The 18,926-nt window shown below is 58.6% G+C and carries 16 protein-coding genes, 3 tRNA genes, 1 pseudogene and 1 CRISPR repeat array; of the genes and pseudogenes, 15 read left to right on the top strand and 5 right to left on the bottom strand.

Annotated features, from left to right (window positions below; translation table 11 throughout):
• Positions 1 to 42 precede the first annotated feature (42 nt).
• From cas3 to cas5e, 6 genes and pseudogenes are all read left to right on the top strand, one after another.
• A complete protein-coding gene (gene cas3 / locus V6582_RS03670) occupies positions 43 to 2,109 on the top strand; it encodes a CRISPR-associated helicase Cas3' (protein WP_156632273.1) in 2,067 nt (688 codons plus the stop codon).
• Between the two features lie 119 nt (positions 2,110 to 2,228).
• A CRISPR array of direct repeats spans positions 2,229 to 2,684; the repeat unit is 29 nt; unit sequence GTGTTCCCCGCATACGCGGGGATGAACCG.
• A 144-nt stretch (positions 2,685 to 2,828) separates the two neighbouring features.
• Complete coding sequence (casA, locus tag V6582_RS03665) at positions 2,829 to 4,082, top strand: type I-E CRISPR-associated protein Cse1/CasA (RefSeq protein WP_349508915.1); 1,254 nt, start codon at positions 2,829 to 2,831, stop codon at positions 4,080 to 4,082.
• Positions 3,973 to 4,521, top strand: coding sequence for a type I-E CRISPR-associated protein Cse1/CasA (locus tag V6582_RS03660; RefSeq protein ID WP_349508914.1), 549 nt, complete (start codon positions 3,973 to 3,975; stop codon positions 4,519 to 4,521). Before casA ends, V6582_RS03660 begins: the two co-directional genes overlap by 110 nt.
• Positions 4,518 to 5,102: a type I-E CRISPR-associated protein Cse2/CasB gene (gene casB / locus V6582_RS03655; RefSeq protein ID WP_156632271.1), complete on the top strand. Its 585-nt coding sequence runs from the start codon at positions 4,518 to 4,520 to the stop codon at positions 5,100 to 5,102. The genes V6582_RS03660 and casB overlap by 4 nt, the downstream gene beginning before the upstream one ends.
• Positions 5,099 to 6,163: a type I-E CRISPR-associated protein Cas7/Cse4/CasC gene (cas7e, locus tag V6582_RS03650; RefSeq protein ID WP_156632270.1), complete on the top strand. Its 1,065-nt coding sequence runs from the start codon at positions 5,099 to 5,101 to the stop codon at positions 6,161 to 6,163. Before casB ends, cas7e begins: the two co-directional genes overlap by 4 nt.
• Positions 6,114 to 6,674 (top strand): annotated as a pseudogene (gene cas5e, locus V6582_RS27515) (type I-E CRISPR-associated protein Cas5/CasD); the annotation flags it as partial. The gene cas7e and the pseudogene cas5e, both read left to right, overlap by 50 nt.
• Here the strand turns inward: cas5e and V6582_RS03640 are convergent.
• From V6582_RS03640 to V6582_RS03630, 3 genes are read right to left on the bottom strand one after another with little or no spacing between them, the layout of a single operon-like run.
• The gene (locus V6582_RS03640; protein WP_197434399.1) at positions 6,639 to 8,090 is read right to left on the bottom strand and encodes a phage major capsid protein; all 1,452 of its coding nucleotides are present in this window, start codon (positions 8,088 to 8,090) and stop codon (positions 6,639 to 6,641) included. The pseudogene cas5e and the gene V6582_RS03640 sit on opposite strands and share 36 nt — an antisense overlap.
• The gene (locus V6582_RS03635; protein ID WP_156632268.1) at positions 8,087 to 8,404 is read right to left on the bottom strand and encodes a gene transfer agent family protein; all 318 of its coding nucleotides are present in this window, start codon (positions 8,402 to 8,404) and stop codon (positions 8,087 to 8,089) included. Before V6582_RS03635 ends, V6582_RS03640 begins: the two co-directional genes overlap by 4 nt.
• The gene (locus tag V6582_RS03630) at positions 8,401 to 9,642 is read right to left on the bottom strand and encodes a phage portal protein (protein WP_156632267.1); all 1,242 of its coding nucleotides are present in this window, start codon (positions 9,640 to 9,642) and stop codon (positions 8,401 to 8,403) included. The genes V6582_RS03635 and V6582_RS03630 overlap by 4 nt, the downstream gene beginning before the upstream one ends.
• A gap of 259 nt (positions 9,643 to 9,901) precedes the next feature.
• On the opposite strand from V6582_RS03630, the gene V6582_RS03625 reads away from it, so the two are divergent.
• Complete coding sequence (locus V6582_RS03625) at positions 9,902 to 10,930, top strand: IS110 family transposase (RefSeq protein ID WP_060718548.1); 1,029 nt, start codon at positions 9,902 to 9,904, stop codon at positions 10,928 to 10,930.
• Between the two features lie 176 nt (positions 10,931 to 11,106).
• On the opposite strand, the gene V6582_RS03620 is transcribed toward V6582_RS03625, so the two are convergent.
• Both V6582_RS03620 and V6582_RS03615 read right to left on the bottom strand, forming a co-directional pair.
• A complete protein-coding gene (locus V6582_RS03620) occupies positions 11,107 to 12,669 on the bottom strand; it encodes an integrase (RefSeq protein ID WP_234889788.1) in 1,563 nt (520 codons plus the stop codon).
• A 92-nt stretch (positions 12,670 to 12,761) separates the two neighbouring features.
• Positions 12,762 to 12,837, bottom strand: a tRNA-Val gene (locus tag V6582_RS03615).
• 501 nt (positions 12,838 to 13,338) lie between these two features.
• Between V6582_RS03615 and V6582_RS03610 the strand changes: the two genes are divergently transcribed.
• The 8 genes from V6582_RS03610 to nuoF all read left to right on the top strand — a co-directional run bounded on the left by V6582_RS03610 (position 13,339) and on the right by nuoF (position 18,917).
• Positions 13,339 to 13,415 (top strand) — tRNA-Asp (locus tag V6582_RS03610).
• Between the two features lie 61 nt (positions 13,416 to 13,476).
• Positions 13,477 to 13,553 (top strand) — tRNA-Asp (locus V6582_RS03605).
• A gap of 224 nt (positions 13,554 to 13,777) precedes the next feature.
• A complete protein-coding gene (locus V6582_RS03600) occupies positions 13,778 to 14,143 on the top strand; it encodes an NADH-quinone oxidoreductase subunit A (RefSeq protein ID WP_156633405.1) in 366 nt (121 codons plus the stop codon).
• Positions 14,134 to 14,721 (top strand): NuoB/complex I 20 kDa subunit family protein, encoded by a 588-nt coding sequence (locus V6582_RS03595; protein ID WP_015915649.1) that lies wholly within the window; start codon positions 14,134 to 14,136, stop codon positions 14,719 to 14,721. The genes V6582_RS03600 and V6582_RS03595 overlap by 10 nt, the downstream gene beginning before the upstream one ends.
• Before the next feature lie 17 nt (positions 14,722 to 14,738).
• The gene (locus tag V6582_RS03590) at positions 14,739 to 15,341 is read left to right on the top strand and encodes an NADH-quinone oxidoreductase subunit C (protein ID WP_156633406.1); all 603 of its coding nucleotides are present in this window, start codon (positions 14,739 to 14,741) and stop codon (positions 15,339 to 15,341) included.
• A gap of 19 nt (positions 15,342 to 15,360) precedes the next feature.
• The gene (locus V6582_RS03585; protein ID WP_071204609.1) at positions 15,361 to 16,551 is read left to right on the top strand and encodes an NADH-quinone oxidoreductase subunit D; all 1,191 of its coding nucleotides are present in this window, start codon (positions 15,361 to 15,363) and stop codon (positions 16,549 to 16,551) included.
• Positions 16,552 to 16,808: 257 nt separating this feature from the next.
• On the top strand, positions 16,809 to 17,609 hold the full coding sequence (nuoE, locus tag V6582_RS03580; protein ID WP_156633407.1) for an NADH-quinone oxidoreductase subunit NuoE: 801 nt from the start codon (positions 16,809 to 16,811) through the stop codon (positions 17,607 to 17,609).
• Positions 17,610 to 17,612: 3 nt separating this feature from the next.
• Complete coding sequence (gene nuoF / locus V6582_RS03575; RefSeq protein WP_060715770.1) at positions 17,613 to 18,917, top strand: NADH-quinone oxidoreductase subunit NuoF; 1,305 nt, start codon at positions 17,613 to 17,615, stop codon at positions 18,915 to 18,917.
• Positions 18,918 to 18,926: the final 9 nt, after the last annotated feature.

Raw genomic sequence — 18,926 nt, 5'->3', positions numbered from 1 at the left:
GTCGGATCGGACGGCGACGTATTTGCGTTTGAAGATCCGCAGATGCCGCTGGCTGACTATTGGTCCCTGGCCGTGGAGCGTGCTGATGGAGCGCTGTACGGGAAGGGGTTGGTGCCGGCCAAGCCTAAGATGTCGGCTGTTCTTTCCGGCTTGTCGCCACGGGCGGGCAGGGCGCCAAGGCCGATGCAGGTGACGGCGAGCGAACTGCCGATCAGCGATCGGCCGCAACTGATCCTGATCGAAGATGGAACCGGATCCGGCAAGACCGAGGCCGCTCTTATTCTTGCGGCACGGATGATGGCGGCCGGACACGGTGAAGGGATTTACGTAGCGCTGCCCACCATGGCGACTGCCAACGCCATGCATGCGCGGCTGGATGCGGCGATGGGAGGATTGTTCGAGGACGCAGTTCAACGGCCGCTGTCGCTGGTTCTGGCCCATGGCAAGGCCAGCCTTGCCATGGCACTCGATAACCTTGTTCACGGTGGAGCGAACGGCGGTGTGGGCGGCGGCAGGCAGGAGGAAACGGTATCGCAGCGTTTCAACGCCTGGATCGGCGATAGTCGCAAGAAGGCCTTCTTTGCCGATGCCGGGGCCGGCACGATCGACCAGGCTTTTCTGGCGATCTTGCCAAAAAAACACTTGACGCTTCGCCAATACGCGCTCTGCGGGCGCATTCTGATCATCGATGAGGCCCATGCCTGCGATGCGTATATGGGCGAAGAGTTGAAGACGTTGATCGAGATGCATGCCCTGTTGGGTGGCTCTGTTGTCATCTTGTCGGCGACGCTGGGAGAAATGATGCGGCGCGACCTAATCCTCGCCTTCGCACGGGGGCGGGGGGTGAAGGGTCAGCCTGCCGGATCGCTGAAGCGTAAGGCTCTTTCGCAGTCCTATCCGCTGTTAACCCGTTATGCCGATGATAACGGAATAGAGGAAATGCCGGTTAAGACCTTGAGCACCCTGTCGCGCCGCGTCGATATCGCACGATTGGAAGATCGCGCGGCGAGCATTGCACTGGCACTTGATGCGGCAGGGCAGGGAGCTTCGGTCGCCATCATCTGCAATGCGGTCGATTCGGCGATTGCTGTCCATGCCGCCCTTGCTATGGCAGGCCATCGCACCGATCGGCTGACATTGTTTCACGCCCGTTTTGTCGTTGGTGATCGTATGGACATCGAGGAAAGGGTCTTGCGGCTCTTTGGCCCTGAGAGCGATCCAGAGGGGCGCGCCGGCCAGATCCTGGTGGCCACCCAGGTCGTGGAACAGAGTCTGGATCTTGATTTCGACGTCATGGTGTCCGATCTGGCGCCGGTGGATCTGCTGATCCAACGTGCTGGGCGCTTGTGGCGCCACAGCCGTGAGAGGCGACCGGTCAAATCACCCGTCCTGCACATCGTGTCGCCGGAATTCTCCACGGCAAGCGATGCCGATTGGTTGAAGGAAGCGCTTGGGCCAGCAGCCTATACGTACCGGTTGCCCGGTGTCCTGTGGCGTACGGCGCGTGATCTCTTTGGTCGTGGCCGCCTGGAAACCCCTGAGGATCTTCGCAGCCTGGTCGAGGCGGCCTATCGACCGGACGGTGACGACCTGCCGGAAGGCCTGGCCAAGGCACATCAGGAGTCCGCTGGCGTTGGCTATGCGGCAAGGCATCTCGGCCAGCACAATACGATTGACCCGCGAAACGGCTATGCCGGATTGCGCGATGTGTCTGCTGACGAGGAGATCGGCACGCGGCTGGGCGAAAAAAGCGTAACGTTGCGGCTGGCAAAACAGACCGGTTCGACGCTTGCACCGCTCATTTGCCGGCAGGGCGCTTCCGATACTGTGAATTGGGCGCTAAGCGAAATTTCCGTCCGATATCGCTGGCTTGCCGGCAAGGGCGCATCCGACCATTCGCCGCTGCCAACCGCAGCCTGTGCCAGCGTGATTGACGCTATGCGCACAGCCTGGCCCGAATGGGAGCGGACCATGCCGCTCTACGCGATTGACAAGGATGGCAGTCTGCTGACCACGGGAGAGCACGGATTGAACTATAGCAGCAAGGCAGGTTTACAGCGCCTGGATGGCGTAGCTGCGCAGGCGGCGGCGCTGCCTGGAGATGGATAAACTGTGCCTGTTGAATAGTCTTTGCAAGAGTGCGGGCACGAGAGAGATTCCGGGCTTTAAAAATTGGTGGACAAACCGACGGAGAAATTGTCAATAGAATTCATTGGCTTCCAGGAAGAGTGTTCCCCGCATACGCGGGGATGAACCGTTCGTGGTCGGTGAATTTTGCATCGCTTGCCGGTGTTCCCCGCATACGCGGGGATGAACCGGCGACGGAGGTGAGTGCGGCTTTCAGCCCCGAGTGTCCCCCGCATACGCGGGGATGAACCGGTTGGCGCGTCATCACCGGCAACTGGGGTCACGTGTTCCCCGCATACGCGGGGATGAACCGTGACGAGGCGCTGGCGGCGGGCGGGTTGCTACGTGTTCCCCGCATACGCGGGGATGAACCGGATCTGGGGTCGCCGCTGTGGTCGGCGACTTAGTGTTCCCCGCATACGCGGGGATGAACCGTTCTGCAGGAACACGAACATCACGATGAACACGTGTTCCCCGCATACGCGGGGATGAACCGGGCGCATGGGTGCCGCTGGAGCTTGTGAAACCGTGTTCCCCGCATACGCGGGGCCAAATCGTTTACGACGCTTAATTGTAAAATTTTGCGGTCCAGGGCAATACCCTTCTTGACGCGCCACAACTCAAGCGGATAATTTCAAAAAAATTCAATCAGAATTATTAAATACTATATCGGAACTGCGTACTTCGGGGGGAGTACATTCATGTCTGTTGACGGTGCGTTTAATCTTCTCACGGAGCCGTTTTTTCCGGTTGTGACTGTGTCTGGCGTGCGCCGTTGGGTGTCGTTTGAGGGGTTGCGGCAGGAGGAGGGAGATTATCCGGTTGCCTTCGACTGGCCGCGCAGCGATCTCAACATTGCCGCCTTCGAGTTTGCCGTCGGTGTGTTAACGCTTGCCTATCAGCCGGAAGATCACGGCGACTGGGTGGCGATCTGGCGCGGAAAAAGCGATGTCGCTCTTTCCGAGCGGCTGGCCGCACTCGCCTTTGCCTTCAATCTGGTGGGGAGTGCTAAGGGCAGTGGACCGTCCTTCCTGCAGGATTTCGACCTCATTAGCGGTGACGTCAATGACGTGGAAGCGTTGTTCATCGATACGCCCGGCGTGAATGGCCAGAAGAAAAATGCCGATCTTTTGACCCATCGCGGCCGCTTTCCGGCGCTGGGGCTGAAAGCGGCGGCAATCGCGCTTTATGCACTTCAGCAGTTCGCACCCTCCGGCGGCGCCGGCAACCGGACCTCGTTGCGCGGCGGTGGGCCGATGACAACGCTCGTGTGGCCGCAACGGTCGGGTTCTTTCGCGGCTGTGCCGCTCTGGCGGGTCTTGCTGGCCAACCTGCCGCATTCGGTCTCGGGTTCCGACTATCTCGAGGATTTAGAATTGTCGAGGGCGCTGCCCTGGCTTGCCCCAACCCTGACATCTGAGGGCAAACCGCCTCTCGAGATTAGCCAGACAGACCCCCGCACCCATCCGTTACAAGCGTTCTTCGGCATGCCTCGCCGTATCCGGCTGGTGGTTGGAGGCGAGGGCATCTGCCCGCTGACGGGGGAGGTTGGGCCGCTGGTGACCGGTTTCCTGCAAAAACCCTGGGGCGTTAACTATGGCGCGTGGCGTCACCCGTTGACTCCATACCGTCAGGCGAAGGAAACCGAGCTTCCCTATACCGTGAAGCCGAAATCCAGCCGTTTCGGTTACCGGGACTGGGTGGGCGCCGTGATCGCCCGGAAAAAGGTGCATGCCTCGTCTCCGGCACAGCCCGTCACGTTACTGACCAACCGTGCTGACGTGTTGCGGCGCGACGGATTTGCGTCCTGTCGGCTTCTGGCCGCCGGTCTGGGCGATGAACAACATGGAGGCCGGCACTTTCCTGCACTCCGCGCAACCGCTTCATCTGGCCCAGAATGCCGAAGAGGCCGAGGAGCTTGCCCGGCGCGCCATCACGTTTGCCGATGCTGGTGATGCGGCGGCGAGCATTCTGCGCGGCAATCTGAAAATTGCGCTGTTTGGCGACGGTGCCAAGACCTCAACCGACAGCGGCGCGTTCGAAGAGGCGACCGACGCCTTTTTCGAACGCACCGAGGATGCCTTCCATGCGGCACTCGAAGCCATGGTTTCGGACGATGCGCCATCTGGCCAGGCCGATGACCAGGCCAGCGCCAGGCGCTGGCTCAGTCTGATCCGGCATACGGCACTCGATCTGTTCGACCTGCATGCCACGGTCCTTTTGTCAGAGGCCGCCGACACCAAGGTGGCGATGCGCGTGACCGAGGCTTATCGACGCCTGAGCACGGCGCTTGGCGAGGTGGGCAAGGTTGCAGCAGCCCTTGGGATTGAGCAGCCGATTGCGGCGGAAAAACTCAAAAAATCCCGCAGGGTTACCGAGGAGGCAGGCGCATGAGCAATACGCATGATCCGGGTCTTGAGGTGCAGGCTATCATGACCTGGTGGCGGTCGCTTTATCCCGATGACCAAACGAAACGGCGGGGCAATGCCGGTGCGCGCGCTGCCCTGCGCCGGGCCGATAGTCCGTTCCAGGCGCTGCTTTTGCCAGCCTGCCACGATCTTTTCAGGCTGCTGCGTGACAGGGGCGTGTCTCCGGGCCGGCTGAGCGATGCACATCTGAAGCGTATTGCCATGGCTGCGGCCCTCATCTGTGAATGCCCTGGCACCGTGACAGGGCCGAAATCCTTTGCAAGCGCGATGGGCAATGCGTCGGAAGGCGAACGGGCACGTTTGTCGCCGCTCCGGTTCCAAGGATTGATGGCCACGATGGACCGTGCGGATGGCGCCGAGCAGATGACGGCGCTGCGCCGGGCGCTGGCACATGTGAAGGACGCTCCCTTTAACGTGCGCGGACTGGTCAGGGATATGCTTTGGTTTTCCAATCAGACCCGCATCGACTGGACCTTCGATTATTACGGCACACGCCGCGACGCACCGTCCGCCGCCATTTCAGAAAACGAGGAGACCCCGGCATGAGCCGTTTCCTGCAATTGCACATCCTCACCGAATATCCGGTGTCCAACCCCAACCGCGACGACCTGGGACGACCGAAATCGGCAATGATCGGCGGCGTGCCGCGTCAACGCATCTCCAGCCAGGCCTTGAAGCGGGCGATCCGCATCCACCCGGCTTTCGAGGCGGCCCTTACCGGTCATACCGGCAAACGCACCCAGCGGATGGGCGAGGAGATTATTGCACATCTCGAAAGCCTGGGCGCCGACCATGCGCGCGCCGTGGCCATTGCCAAGGAGATCGTGCCGGTGTTCGGCGCAATCGAGGACAAGAAGGATGTCGACAAAGCACGCACCAAGCAACTAGCCTTCGTTTCTCCCGATGAGCGGGCGGCGGCCTTTGCGCTTGCGGAGAAAGCGCTTTCTGGCGATGATCTCGCCAAGGACAAAAAGGATCTGGTCAAACAGGTTCTGCGTTCTGCCGATGGTGCTGTCGATATTGCCATGTTTGGCCGTATGCTGGCTGACAATGCCGATTTGAACCGCGACGCCGCCGTGCAGGTCGCTCATGCGATCACCGTCAACCGCGTCACCATCGAAGACGATTTCTACACCGCCGTCGATGATCTGAAGAAACCATCGGAGGATGCTGGCGCCGGTTTTGTCGGCGAGGCAGGGTTCGGTTCCGGCGTATACTATCTCTATGTCTGCGTCGATCGCGCGCTTCTGGTACGCAATCTGGCTGGCGACAAGGCGCTGGCGGCGCGTGGGCTCGCTGCCCTGGTGCAGGCGGTGGCGACGGCGGTGCCAGGCGGCAAGATCAATTCCTATGCCAACCACACACGCGCCAAGTTCATCCTGGCGGAAAAAGGGGACGGCCAGCCACTCAACCTCTTTGGTGCCTTCACGAGGCCAATGGCAGGCCCGGAATTCGTTGTTCAGGCCGTTCGTGCGCTGGAAAAAGAGCGCAGGGATTTTGCTGCGACCTACGGACAGACCTGGGCAGAGGACATCACCCTTGAGGTCGGGCGCAACGATGCGGCGACGCTCGACGAAGTCGCAGCCTTTGCCTCGGCTGGGTTGTGACGTCATGCAGGACTGGCTGGTCATCTGCCTTCGGGCGCCGCTTGCAAGCTTCGGCGGCAATGCCGGTAATGCGGAACGCGACACCTCAGATCTGCCGACCCGCTCGGCGCTGATTGGCCTGGCGGCGGCCGCGCTTGGCATCGAACGCGAGGATGGAGAAGGCCAGGCGCAACTGGCGCGCGGACTGGTAACAGCGGCTGCACTGTACGACCGCGGCCATCCGCTGACAGATTTCCACACTTTTCAGTCGCTGCATCAGGCGGCACGCGGCGCGGCGACCCGTGCCGAGGCGCTCGGCAAGACGGCGCATCTGGAAACCTCGATTTCGCGGCGCCATTACCGGGCCGACGGCCTGTGGCAAGGGGCCTATTGTCTGTCAGGCCTCAGCGAAGGCCAGATGACACTGGAAATCCTTAAGGAGGCTTTCGAGGCACCGCATTTCACCCTTTACCTTGGGCGCAAGTCCTGCCCGCTGTCACATCCACTGGCGCCGCGCATTCGGGCGAACCTGAAGCTCGATGCGGTCATAGATGCGATAACCGGCCTTAAAGTCGCCGAAGATGATCGGGAAGGCGTTCGCGGCAACATCGGGCATATCGAGAAGTTCGACCACCGGACGGCCAAGGATGGTTTCGGGCTGGCCTGCCTGATAGGACGGTTGCCACAGATAATTGCCGTTGCCGTCCTTCAGAGTGCGGATGACGGCGAGCGTGGTGCCGTTCATGGCCCACGTTCCGCGATTGCGGTAAACGCCCGGCAGCGAATACATAAGCTTGATAAGCGCGTCGGCGTTCAGGTTGGTGGCATGGCCGTTCAGGCTGTTGGTGATGCCGGCTTCGGCCATGAAGCCCTTCGGCTCAAGGGCGGCGCTGCCGTTGACGAATGCGAGGCCTTCCTTCGCGCCAAAGTCTTCGGCCAGCGCGAGGCGGATTTCCTGTTCGACGTCATGGCTGGCATCTTCAATGAGCCAATTGCCAACATCGACGTGCGTCGTCATTTCCTTGACGGAAAATTCCATCTGGTCGAACGTCGGTTCGGATGCCTCAGACGCAACTGCTTCGCCCTTCCACTTTGCGTTCGTGACCGTCAAGCGCTTTGGTAGAATGACGGTGTGCGAACCGGTCGAACGAACATCAGCGATGCCGCGCACCGGTGAGAACTCGACGAGGTTGCGAATGAATTCGCTGCTGGTTTCTTCCGGGGCCAGAATGTAGCCGGGCGCATCGCTCGACACGGTGAGCGCCTTCTTCACCATATCCGGTGCGTCTTGGTAGCCGGTGCGGAGGAAATCGCCAAACACCTTGCGCGCGTTGTCGTTTTCGCCGTTGGGCTGGTTATTATTTGAAGCAAGCGGGCGGTTTGCCTTTGCCTCTAGCTTGTCCATGCGGGCCTTGATGGCCTTCAGTTCCTGCGGGGTAACAACTGGATCGGCCTTAGCCTCCATTGCATTTTCGATTTCGTTTTCCATATTTTCCTCAATCTGGGATTTGATGACGGTGACGCGGGCGCCTGGATGGACCGGGCGACGGCAAAGGCTGATTTCGTTGATGGTGATGGACTTGAAGACGCGGCCACCGACGCCATGCGGTTCAAAGCCGGTGTGACGGAAGCCAATGGATAAGCCGCCGATCTTCCCGGCCTTCAATTGCCGGTGTGCATCGCGGGCGGGTTCGATGCCTTCCACAAACAAATGGCCCTTCACCTCCAGGCCCTTGTCGGTTTCGGTGTAGGTTTCCCAAACGCCGACAACCTTCTTCTGGTCGTGTTCCATGACCATTGGCACTGAATTGGCGAATGAGATGGTGCCTTTCTCGATAACGTCACCGACGCTATCCGGCGATCCGAAAGGCCATGCGATGCCGGTGACGGTGCCGGTGTCGTCAATCGAGACATCGGCCTTGATTTCGAGACTTTGAGGTTCGATCATTCGCCAGCCTCTTCCGGCTTTCCGCTCCATCGAGCATCAAGAATGTCGAATGCAAGAGGCAGCACCTCCATGATAGGGCGTGGCTTTGCATAGGTATCGACAAGAGCCTGCGCTTCCGCTGGCGACGACCCGCCACCGACTAGGCCGGTGCGGATGATTTCAACGATGTCGGCAAAGTGGAAATCTTGCCGCATGAAGCGGGCATAGAGTGCGCCGACGCCAACGCCGGTCTTGCGTTGCAGTTCGTCAATCATTGGTGACGTGAGGGTGAAGGTCTTCTCTCCGTCACCAAAATAGGCGGTATGGGAAATCATGCTGCTTCCTTCGGCGACTGGCGATTTGTAGGGCCGCTCGCGTTTGTCGTGGTGTAGGGATTTGCAAGTTCATCACCGCCCGGTAGTGCCGGCAGATTCATTGCGGCGCGGACCTCGTTCGGGGTCATCGCGCGCATAGCGACCAGCTTGCCGAAGATTTCGGCGCGACCTGCGGCATCGGCGCGCTGAAGATCATCAATGACGAATTCAAAATAACGATCGTCGCGCTCTTCGTCGGTGAGAAGCACGGTCGCATAGGCATCCTGCCATTTGTCCAGCCAAGGCCGAAGGCAGAGCTGGAGAAAGCTTGCCGCCATCTGTTCCGCGTTGCTCCAGGTCGCCCTTTCCAGTTGGTAGAGCATGGAAGGTGGAACACCGAAAATGCGAGCGATCTCGTTGATCTGCTCCAGGCGGTTTTCGATGAACTGCGCGTCGGTGCTGGTCAGAGCGATTTGCTGATATTTCCAACCGGCGTCTAAAATGAGTGGGGTTGTTTGCTTACTGCCGCTGAAAGCGGTGCGCCACGACTTGAAAATATTGCCGATGGTCTTCGCGCCGTTGTCTTCGCCGACGAGCGCCTTGCCTTCATTGTAGATCATCGCAGCCGGGCGTGCTCCGCTGCCAAACAATTGCGCTGCATGTTTTTCAAGCAGCGAGGCGATGCCAATGGCCTCGCGGCCTAGTTTGACCGGCGAGAGGCCACCGAAGGCAGGGATATAGAGAACGTCACGATAGGAAAGCCGCACCTGTCCGCGTTCGGACGAAATCAGATAGAAGGGTTCGCCGTCGTCCTCCCACTTTTGCTGCACATTCGACGGGTCAAGGCGGTGAAGCTCGAGGGGGCGACCATCAGACGCGCGTGCTACCTTCGCATAACCAGCACCGTGAAGCAGGGCGTCAACAGTTAGGTCGACACGAAGCTGCCCGGCACTGGTCCATTCGTTTGCGCGGCTATGGGTGATCTTATGGGCGTTGTGATCCTTCGCGGCTTCCTTACTTTCTTCGGCTTCTTGATAAAGCTTGCAAGGAAGAGAACCGATAGTTTCGGAGATCAACCGAACCGCGTGAAGCACTGCGGGAACATGTAACGCTGAGAATCCAGTAACGGAAACACCAGAAGCGGTTGGAACCATGCCAACAATGGCATGAATTCCGGCATCAGAAAAGGAATACGCCTTCTGTTCTTGCCGAAGCCCGACGGCTTTCACAACTTTACCAATTGCCGACGTGAGCTTCATCAAATGTTCCCGGAAATTCAATCTGGGAACATTGTCTCACGCCTGGAATCTTGAGTGAAGCCTTTTAATGAAAATAATCCTAAATAATAGGTATTATTTCATATTCAGGCTGCTCACGTCGATTGGAACGATTCTATCCATTGCCAGCGCGAGGCCGGGAAGCATCACATCACTACGGCCATATTGATGATGTGGACACCCCCACCACTACCGCCGAGAATATCGGCAGGGACCAATCAAACGTTGGAAAGGAAACGGGATGTCCAGGCTGACAATCGGAATCGACCTTGCAAAGAATGTCTTCCAGGTTCACGGCATTGATGACAGCAGTCGTGTCGTGATCGCTCAGAAACTCCGGCGCACACACCTTCTTGCATTCTTTGCCAAGCTGGAGCCGAGTCTGATCGGCATGGAGGCGTGCGGCTCCGCGCATCACTGGGCTCGCGAACTGACAGGCATGGGCCATGAGGTCAAGCTGATGGCGCCGGCTTATGTGAAGCCGTACGTGAAGCGGGGGAAGAACGACATGGTGGATGCCGAGGCGATCTGCGAGGCTGTGACCCGGCCGACCATGCGGTTCGTTCCAATCAAAACCGCGTCGCAGCAGTCGATCCTGATGGTGCACAAGTCGCGTGCTCTCCTCATCCGGCAGAGGACCATGCTGGTGAACGCCTTACGAGGCCATCTCACCGAGATCGGCATCGTGGCGCCGGTCGGGATCGAAAGAACGGCAGAGCTCGTCGAGCGGGTGCTCGCACACGAGCCGACAGAGCTGGACGTTCCGCCGCTCGTGACTGACATTGTCGTATCCTTGGCCAGGCAAATCGACTCCCTGACCGCCGAGGTCAGGACACTTGAAGCCAAGATACGCGAATGGCAACGAACGAGCGAAGCAGGCCGCAGGCTTGCGACGATCCCGGGCGTCGGCGTCATCACTGCCACAGCACTGGCGGCGACGGTGCCTGATGCGTCAGTCTTCAGGTCGGGGCGAGAATTTGCCGCATGGCTCGGGCTGACGCCACGATCGAATTCGTCTGGAGGAAAAGAGCGCCTCGGCAGGATCACGAAGGCCGGGAACCGATATCTGCGAACGCTGCTGATCGTCGGCGCGACAGCCGTCCTCAGGCATGTCAGGCATAAGATGCACGGGCCGCTCATCGAGTGGGTCAGGAAATTGTTGTTAACGAAGCCCCCGCGCCTGACGACCGTGGCGCTGGCGAACAAGATGGCGCGGATCGCATGGGCCGTGATGACTCGGCAGACGGTATACACAAACGCCATCGCATAGAAACCGACGCACCAGCGTCACCGAGTTCGGAGGGCCTGCCAGACGATCGTGATGAATACCGGTTCCGCCGGGGATCAGGACAACCCGTTCGCGAGACTGCATCTGCAGAATGCGCTTTTTTGATTGGGACCATGATCCGCGGATTTCATCAAGGCCCGCGGCCGTTCGGCCGATCATCAGAGAGGCCGGACATATGCGAGCAGCCAGCCGGGTTCAAAAAGATCAGAAGAAAGGCTTGACCGAGGGGGTGTCCACATATGCTCTTGCGATCCACCGTCTGTTCTTCCCGTGATGTAGTTTCGCGCATCTTCGGGCATATGATCGCGACGGCATAGGTCTTCGAATAGGTGACGCCAACCATGGTTCGGAGAGAGTTCCGGGCGTTTGTCGAAGGAAATGAAGCCGCGAACCCATGTGCTGATACGAGGTTGGATAAGAACGGCGTCCTTGGTGCCTCCCTTAAACAGCCGGCCCGGCTTCGCGGCGTTCACGAAATCAATCAAGCCTTCATCTAACAGCGCCATGTGGACCGGGATGCGGCGCTCACTGCTAGCTGTCTTCAGAGAACGAGCGCCGACGGTCGTCACTTTCCAAAACCATCGGCCTCCGACCTCAAAGAAGTCTTCCTTGCGAAGGTTTCCGGCTTCGCTAACGCGCATTCCAGAATATGCGCAAAGCCAGGGTATCCAACGGAACATTGCCTTTTCCTCCTTCCGCGCGACGGCAAGCACAAGCTTGGCCTCATCCATCGTGAAGGCACGGAGATAAGAGGGTAGGGTGGTGTAGTCGGGGGCTTTGATGCCGTTAAGCGGATTGCCAGCAGGAAAGAAGCTTGTTGGGTCGTTCTGCCTTCCCCAATTCATGACGGTGCGGACATTCTGAAGCATAGCTTTGACGGTGCGGTTGCCGAGTTCACCCGCGTCTTGCAATGATTCGATCCAGCTCTTCCCTTCGGCTGCCGTCACGGTGAGGGCATTCTTGTTCTTTCGCCACCTGGAGAATGCGGCACAATGGTCGCGATATTTCTTCACCGTTCGATCCGGCAATGGCTTTGCATTCTTGCCACGCGCCCGGCGCTTCACCTCGTCGTCTATTATATTGTCGAAGGTGACAGGAGTCGCCTCATCTTCTATTGCCGAAACATCCGTTAGTAGGGGGTGAGTCGGATTTCCAGTGAAATCCCCATCGTTACGTTCCACTTCGCGCCCCATGGCCTCGTAGAACGCAACGCAGAGAGCTTGCGCTAATATACGCCACTCGCTGGTGCCTTTGATGGCATCGGTATTCCCGGCGAGCCTTGCACCCTCGATTCTATGGCCGACCAACTGCTCTAACTGGTCGTCTGAAAGCAGCCCTGCAAAGCCGTGGCGAAACATGCGGGCATCATCTGGGTCAGGATCAAACTGAGCATAGCGGTGATCGTGCTGCCGTATCTCAGAATCGAAATCAATCTGGCTTTGATACTCCCGCAAAGCAATCTGCTGGGCCGTAAGGGGATAAGGTGCTGCTTTAGGCTGGCGACCGGTTGTTGCCTCATGCTTCTGGCGAGCGATGCCGATTTGCCGCTGGATGGAAGCGACCGCTGCGGCATGATTGCGAAGGGCTGTCCGCCGATCACCGCCAAGCTGAATTTCGAGTTCTGCTCGATTGTCGAGATATGGTCGAAGTTGGGGAGGGATGACGACTCGGGCCGAATACCTGCCGTTACGTTCTTTCCAGTGCTGCGGCTTGCCAGCCATTAGAAAACCCATTTTGTGACGCGATTTGTGACGTCAATATGGGACAAACACCTTACTGCGCAAGGTCTTCCAATGATTTCAATGGGGAAGAATGGTGGGCGATGAGAGACTCGAACTCCCGACATCCTCGGTGTAAACGAGGCGCTCTACCAACTGAGCTAATCGCCCTTCGCGTCATCGGGTCGTGCCCGCCGCGTCGGTGGCTGTGATCTATTCGGTCGCTGAAAAAACCGCAAGAGGGTTTTTTGATTTTTTTTCTTTTTTTGCGACGGCAAGATGACGGCTGGATAAAAAATCCCGCAGTTCCGGGCTTAAGGGGTCTCTGTTATCAACAGGTCAGGATTTTCCGGGGGGCTTCCTGTTTGGCTTGATGTCTGGATTGGGGCTGAGAAGGACTGTTAAGGGCGCGACTGTCTGTATGTCGCAGGGGTGGGGCAGGCGGTGGATAAGTGCAGCGCGGTTCGGCCTGCGGGTTCTTCCTGCTTATGTCGACCGATGTGCCGGTGCGCAATCGCCGGTGTTTTCTACCCATCAACAAGGAAAAATCACTCTGTCACGATTTTGTTTTCAATGCTGCTTGACACCCACCGACGAACAACTTAGTTAGCCGCTCATCGAACGGCACATGACGCTCGATAAGCGGGGAAGCAAGCTTCCCACCAGGAAATTGCGGGTGTAGCTCAGTTGGTTAGAGTGCCGGCCTGTCACGCCGGAGGTCGCGGGTTCGAGCCCCGTCACTCGCGCCATCCTGGTACTAAAAGTGAATGGCTTTCCATTCAGATGCCTTTGACACGGCATCGTCAATGCGCGGGTGTAGCTCAGTCGGTTAGAGTGCCGGCCTGTCACGCCGGAGGTCGCGGGTTCGAGCCCCGTCACTCGCGCCATTTCTCTTCTTTCCAAGCCGTTATTTTGTGTGAATTGAGAAGCGCTCTATACCGGCCTTCGCTCTTGGTGTTAAAGTCTTTGTGTGCATGTGCGAAATGCGGGAAGCGCACTTGCGCACGGGCGCTGGCTGCGCTAACCAACGGCTCGTTGCAACAGTCTTTTTGGCTTGTCGGCTCATCGCCGTGGACGTCGCTCGGCGTTTTGACAAGCAAGGATGGATACGATGACTGAACTCCTCAGTTCCTACCTTCCGATCGTGGTTTTCGTCGGAATAGCGATGGTTATCGGCATCGCCCTTCTGGTGACGCCGTTTGCCGTGGCATTCAAGGCGCCCGACTCGGAAAAGCTTTCGGCCTATGAATGCGGCTTCAACGCCTTTGATGATGCCCGCATCAAGTTCGATATCCGATTCTACCTCGTTTCGATTCTCTTCATCATCTTCGATCTAGAAGTTGCCTTCCTGTTTCCGTGGGCGATTTCCTTCGGTGCAATCGGCTGGTTCGGTTTCTGGTCGATGATGGTGTTTCTCGGCGTGTTGACCATCGGATTTATCTATGAATGGAAGAAGGGAGCCCTGGAATGGGAGTGAGCCAAAGCGATCACCAGACCCTGGTTGCGCCGCAGCCGAAGGGTATTCTGGACCCTGCCACCGGCAAACCGGTTGGCAATGACAGCACGTTTTTCGGCGAGATCAATGATGAGCTGGCCGACAAGGGTTTCCTGGTCACCTCAACCCAGGCTCTGATCACCTGGGCGCGTACCGGCTCCTTGATGTGGATGCAGTTCGGTTTGGCCTGCTGCGCCGTTGAAGGTCTGATGCAGGCGTCCGGCCCGCGTTACGACATGGAACGCTTCGGCGTCGCGCCGCGCGCATCTCCGCGCCAGTCGGACGTGATGATTGTCGCTGGAACCCTGACGAACAAGATGGCGCCTGCCTTGCGTAAGGTCTATGACCAGATGCCGGAGCCGCGCTATGTGATCTCCATGGGCTCCTGTGCCAATGGCGGCGGCTACTATCACTATTCCTACTCCGTGGTTCGGGGTTGTGACCGGGTCGTGCCTGTCGACATCTATGTGCCGGGCTGTCCCCCCACGGCAGAGGCGCTGCTCTATGGCGTCCTGCTGCTTCAGAAGAAAATCCGCCGCACCGGCACGATCGAGCGCTAAGGCGAGGGACCGACAAGATGAGTGAAGCCCTGCAAGTGCTGGCATCCCACATCACCGAAAACAGCGGTGGTCTCGCTTTGTCGAGCACCGTTGCCTTTGGTGAACTGACGGTCACCACGACCGTCGAAAATATTTACGCGCTGGTGACTTTCCTGCGTGACGACGCCCGTTGCGGCTTCATCAATATCATCGACATCTGCGGTGTGGATTATCCCGAGCGCGTCGAGCGTTTCGAGGTTGTTTATCACTTCCTGGCGCCGAAGCAGAACCAGCGCATCCGCGTCAAGCTTTCCACCAGCGAAGACAAGCCGGTTCCGTCGATCTGTCCGCTGTTTCCGGGTGCCGACTGGTTTGAGCGCGAGGCCTGGGATCTCTATGGCGTGATGTTTACCGGCCATCCGGATCTGCGTCGCCTGCTGACCGATTACGGCTTTGAAGGTCATCCGCTGCGCAAGGATTTTCCGCTGACAGGCTTTGTTGAAGTCCGCTATGATGACACAGTCAAGCGGGTGGTTTATGAACCGGTTGAGTTGAAGCAGGAATTCCGTAATTTCGACTTTCTCTCGCCTTGGGAAGGCACGGATTACGTGCTGCCCGGCGATGAAAAAGCCGCGAAGTAAGGGAACGGAAGGCGAGACCATGACTGAACATTCCGTCCGTAACTTCACGATCAATTTCGGCCCCGAACATCCTTCCGCGCACGGCGTTTTGCGTCTCGTGTTGGAGCTGGACGGCGAAATCGTCGAGCGTGTCGATCCGCATATCGGCCTCTTGCACCGTGGCACCGAAAAGCTGATCGAAGCCAAGACCTATTTGCAGGCATTGCCCTATTTCGACCGGCTGGACTATGTCGCGCCGATGAACCAGGAGCACGCCTATTGCCTGGCGGTCGAAAAGCTTCTCGGCCTGGAAATTCCGATCCGCGGCCAGTTGATCCGGGTGCTCTATTCCGAAATTGGCCGTATCCTGTCGCATATCATGAACGTCACCACGCAGGCGATGGACGTCGGTGCGATGACGCCACCGGTCTGGGGCTTCGAAGAGCGCGAAAAATTGATGGTGTTCTATGAGCGGGCCTCTGGCGCGCGCATGCATGCCGCCTATTTCCGTCCCGGTGGCATTCATCAGGATATTCCGGCCCAGTTGGTCGAGGATATCGGTGCCTGGTGTGATCCGTTCCTCAAAGTTCTCGATGACATCGAAGGTCTGTTGACCGAGAACCGGATTTTCAAGCAGCGCAATGTCGATATCGGCGTCGTTAGCCTGGAAGATGCCTGGAAATGGGGCTTCTCCGGCGTGATGGTTCGCGGTTCGGGTGCTGCCTGGGATTTGCGCCGCTCGCAGCCTTACGAATGCTATTCCGATATGGAATTCGACATTCCGGTTGGTAAGAATGGCGACTGCTACGACCGCTATCTGATCCGCATGATGGAAATGCGCGAATCGGTGAAGATCATGAAGCAATGCGTCAATCGCCTGCTCGGCGATGCGCGCGTTGGTCCGGTTTCATCTGTCGATGGCAAGGTCGTACCGCCGAAACGGGGTGAAATGAAGCGGTCGATGGAGGCGCTCATCCATCACTTCAAGCTTTATACTGAAGGCTTCCACGTTCCCGCTGGCGAAGTCTATGCGGCCGTCGAAGCGCCGAAGGGCGAATTCGGGGTCTATCTGGTGGCGGACGGCACAAACAAGCCGTATCGCTGCAAGATCCGCGCTCCTGGGTTCGTGCATTTGCAGGCCATGGACTTCATGTCGCGCGGTCATCAGCTTGCTGACGTTACAGCGGTGCTGGGGTCTCTCGACATCGTGTTTGGTGAGGTGGATCGTTGATGCAGCTTATCCTTTCGGATCGGCAGTGTGGTGCTCCTCTTGCAACGTCGGTTGCAGGTTGGCGCTACGCATTGCAGTCCGTTGGGACCGACCGGCACTGTCCCGCCAGGCCGTCTGCTCTGCAGGCGGCAATCGGGCTTTCTGCCGCATTGCTCGTCAGCGTCCGCGAGAAGGACAATCTGAACGCAGGCCGGGATGTCGTCATGGCGACGCATCAAGGTCTTCTGTTCAAAAACTGAGATAAGGCGTGAGGAAGTATGTCCGTTCGTCGTTTAGCCGAAGATCAATTCCAGCCCGCATCCTTCGCTTTTAGCGAGGCGAATGCCGTTTGGGCCGAAGCCACCATCCGCAAATATCCGGAGGGTCGTCAGCAATCCGCTGTCATCCCGCTGTTGATGCGGGCGCAGGAGCAGGACGGCTGGGTTACCAAGGCGACGATCGAATTCGTCGCGGACAAGCTCGACATGCCCTATATCCGCGTGCTCGAAGTGGCGACCTTCTATACCCAGTTCCAGTTGAAGCCGGTCGGCACCAAAGCCCATATCCAGGTCTGCGGTACTACACCCTGCATGCTGCGCGGCTCGGAAGAGCTGATGAAAATCTGCAAGAAAAAGATCCATCCGGAGCCTCTGGAGCGTAATGCGACAGGGACGCTGTCCTGGGAAGAAGTCGAGTGTCAGGGTGCCTGCGTCAACGCGCCGATGGTGATCATTTTCAAGGATGCCTATGAGGATCTGACGCCCGAGCGTCTTGAGGACATCATCGATGCTTTCGAAGCCGGCAAGGGTGCCGAAGTCAAGACTGGCCCGCAGATCGACCGGGTGTTTTCCGCTCCTGAAGGCGGATTGACCAGCCTGACGGAAGAGATCACTCCGGTCCGCTGGGGCGAGGGGCAATCTGGCGAGGATGCGGCAACGGTTCCGCCGTCCAACGCGGCCCGCGCGACCACCGATACGCCGGTCACCGATCCGAAGCTGAAGACGCCCGCCACCGACAAACCGGCAGCGAGCGAGAATGCGAAAGTCTCCGGCGACAATGCCGACAAGGCCAAGGGGTGAGAGATGTTACAGGATAAGGACCGCATTTTCACCAATATCTACGGCCTCAAGGACAAGTCCCTGAAAGGCGCGATGAGCCGCGGCCACTGGGACGGGACCAAGCAGATCCTGGAAAAGGGACGCGACTGGATCATCAATGAGATGAAGGCCTCCGGTCTTCGCGGGCGCGGTGGCGCAGGCTTCCCGACGGGTCTGAAGTGGTCCTTCATGCCGAAGGAAAGCGACGGCCGCCCGCATTATCTGGTCGTCAATGCCGATGAATCCGAGCCCGGCACCTGCAAGGACCGGGAAATCATGCGCCATGACCCGCATACGCTGCTGGAAGGCTGCGTCATCGCTGGTTTCGCCATGGGTGCCCACGCTGCCTATATTTATGTGCGCGGCGAATATATGCGCGAACGCGAAGCGCTTCAGGCGGCAATCGACGAGTGCTACGAATACGGATTGCTGGGCAAAAACAACAAGCTCGGCTGGGATTATGACATTTACGTTCATCATGGCGCAGGGGCCTATATCTGCGGCGAGGAAACGGCTTTGCTGGAAAGCCTTGAAGGCAAGAAGGGCCAGCCACGCCTGAAACCGCCGTTCCCGGCCAATATGGGTCTCTATGGCTGCCCGACGACGGTCAACAACGTCGAGTCGATTGCGGTCGCACCGACCATCCTGCGTCGTGGCGCTGGCTGGTTCTCGTCCTTTGGCCGCCCGAACAATGTCGGCACCAAGCTGTTCATGATCTCCGGTCATGTGAACAAGCCCTGCACGGTTGAAGAAACCATGGGGATCACGTTCCGCGAACTGATCGAGCGGCATGCTGGCGGCATTCGCGGCGGTTGGGACAATCTTCTGGCCGTCATTCCCGGCGGCGCGTCCTGTCCAGTGGTCAAGGCGGAAGATATTATTGACGTCCCCATGGATTTCGATGGGCTGCGTGATGTGAAATCCTCGTTCGGTACGGCAGCGATTATCGTCATGGACAAGTCCACCGATATCATCAAGGCGATTGCACGGTTGTCGCAGTTCTTCAAGCATGAGAGCTGTGGCCAATGCACGCCGTGCCGTGAAGGGACCGGCTGGATGTGGCGGGTGATGGAGCGCATGGTGAAGGGCAATGCCCAGAAGCGTGAAATCGACATGCTGTTCCAGGTCACCAAGCAGATCGAAGGTCATACGATCTGCGCGCTTGGCGATGCGGCTGCTTGGCCGATCCAGGGTCTGATCCGTAATTTCCGGCCTGAGATCGAGGCCAGGATCGATGAATATACCCGCAAGGCCATGGACCATGGCGCGGTCATGGAAGCGGCTGAGTAACGAAGGCTC

The organism is Agrobacterium vitis, from assembly GCF_037039395.1.
GTDB classification, from domain to species: Bacteria; Pseudomonadota; Alphaproteobacteria; order Rhizobiales; family Rhizobiaceae; genus Allorhizobium; species Allorhizobium vitis_E.
The sequence above is the reverse complement of the archived record's forward strand: the minus strand, read 5'-3'. Positions and strand labels throughout refer to the sequence as shown.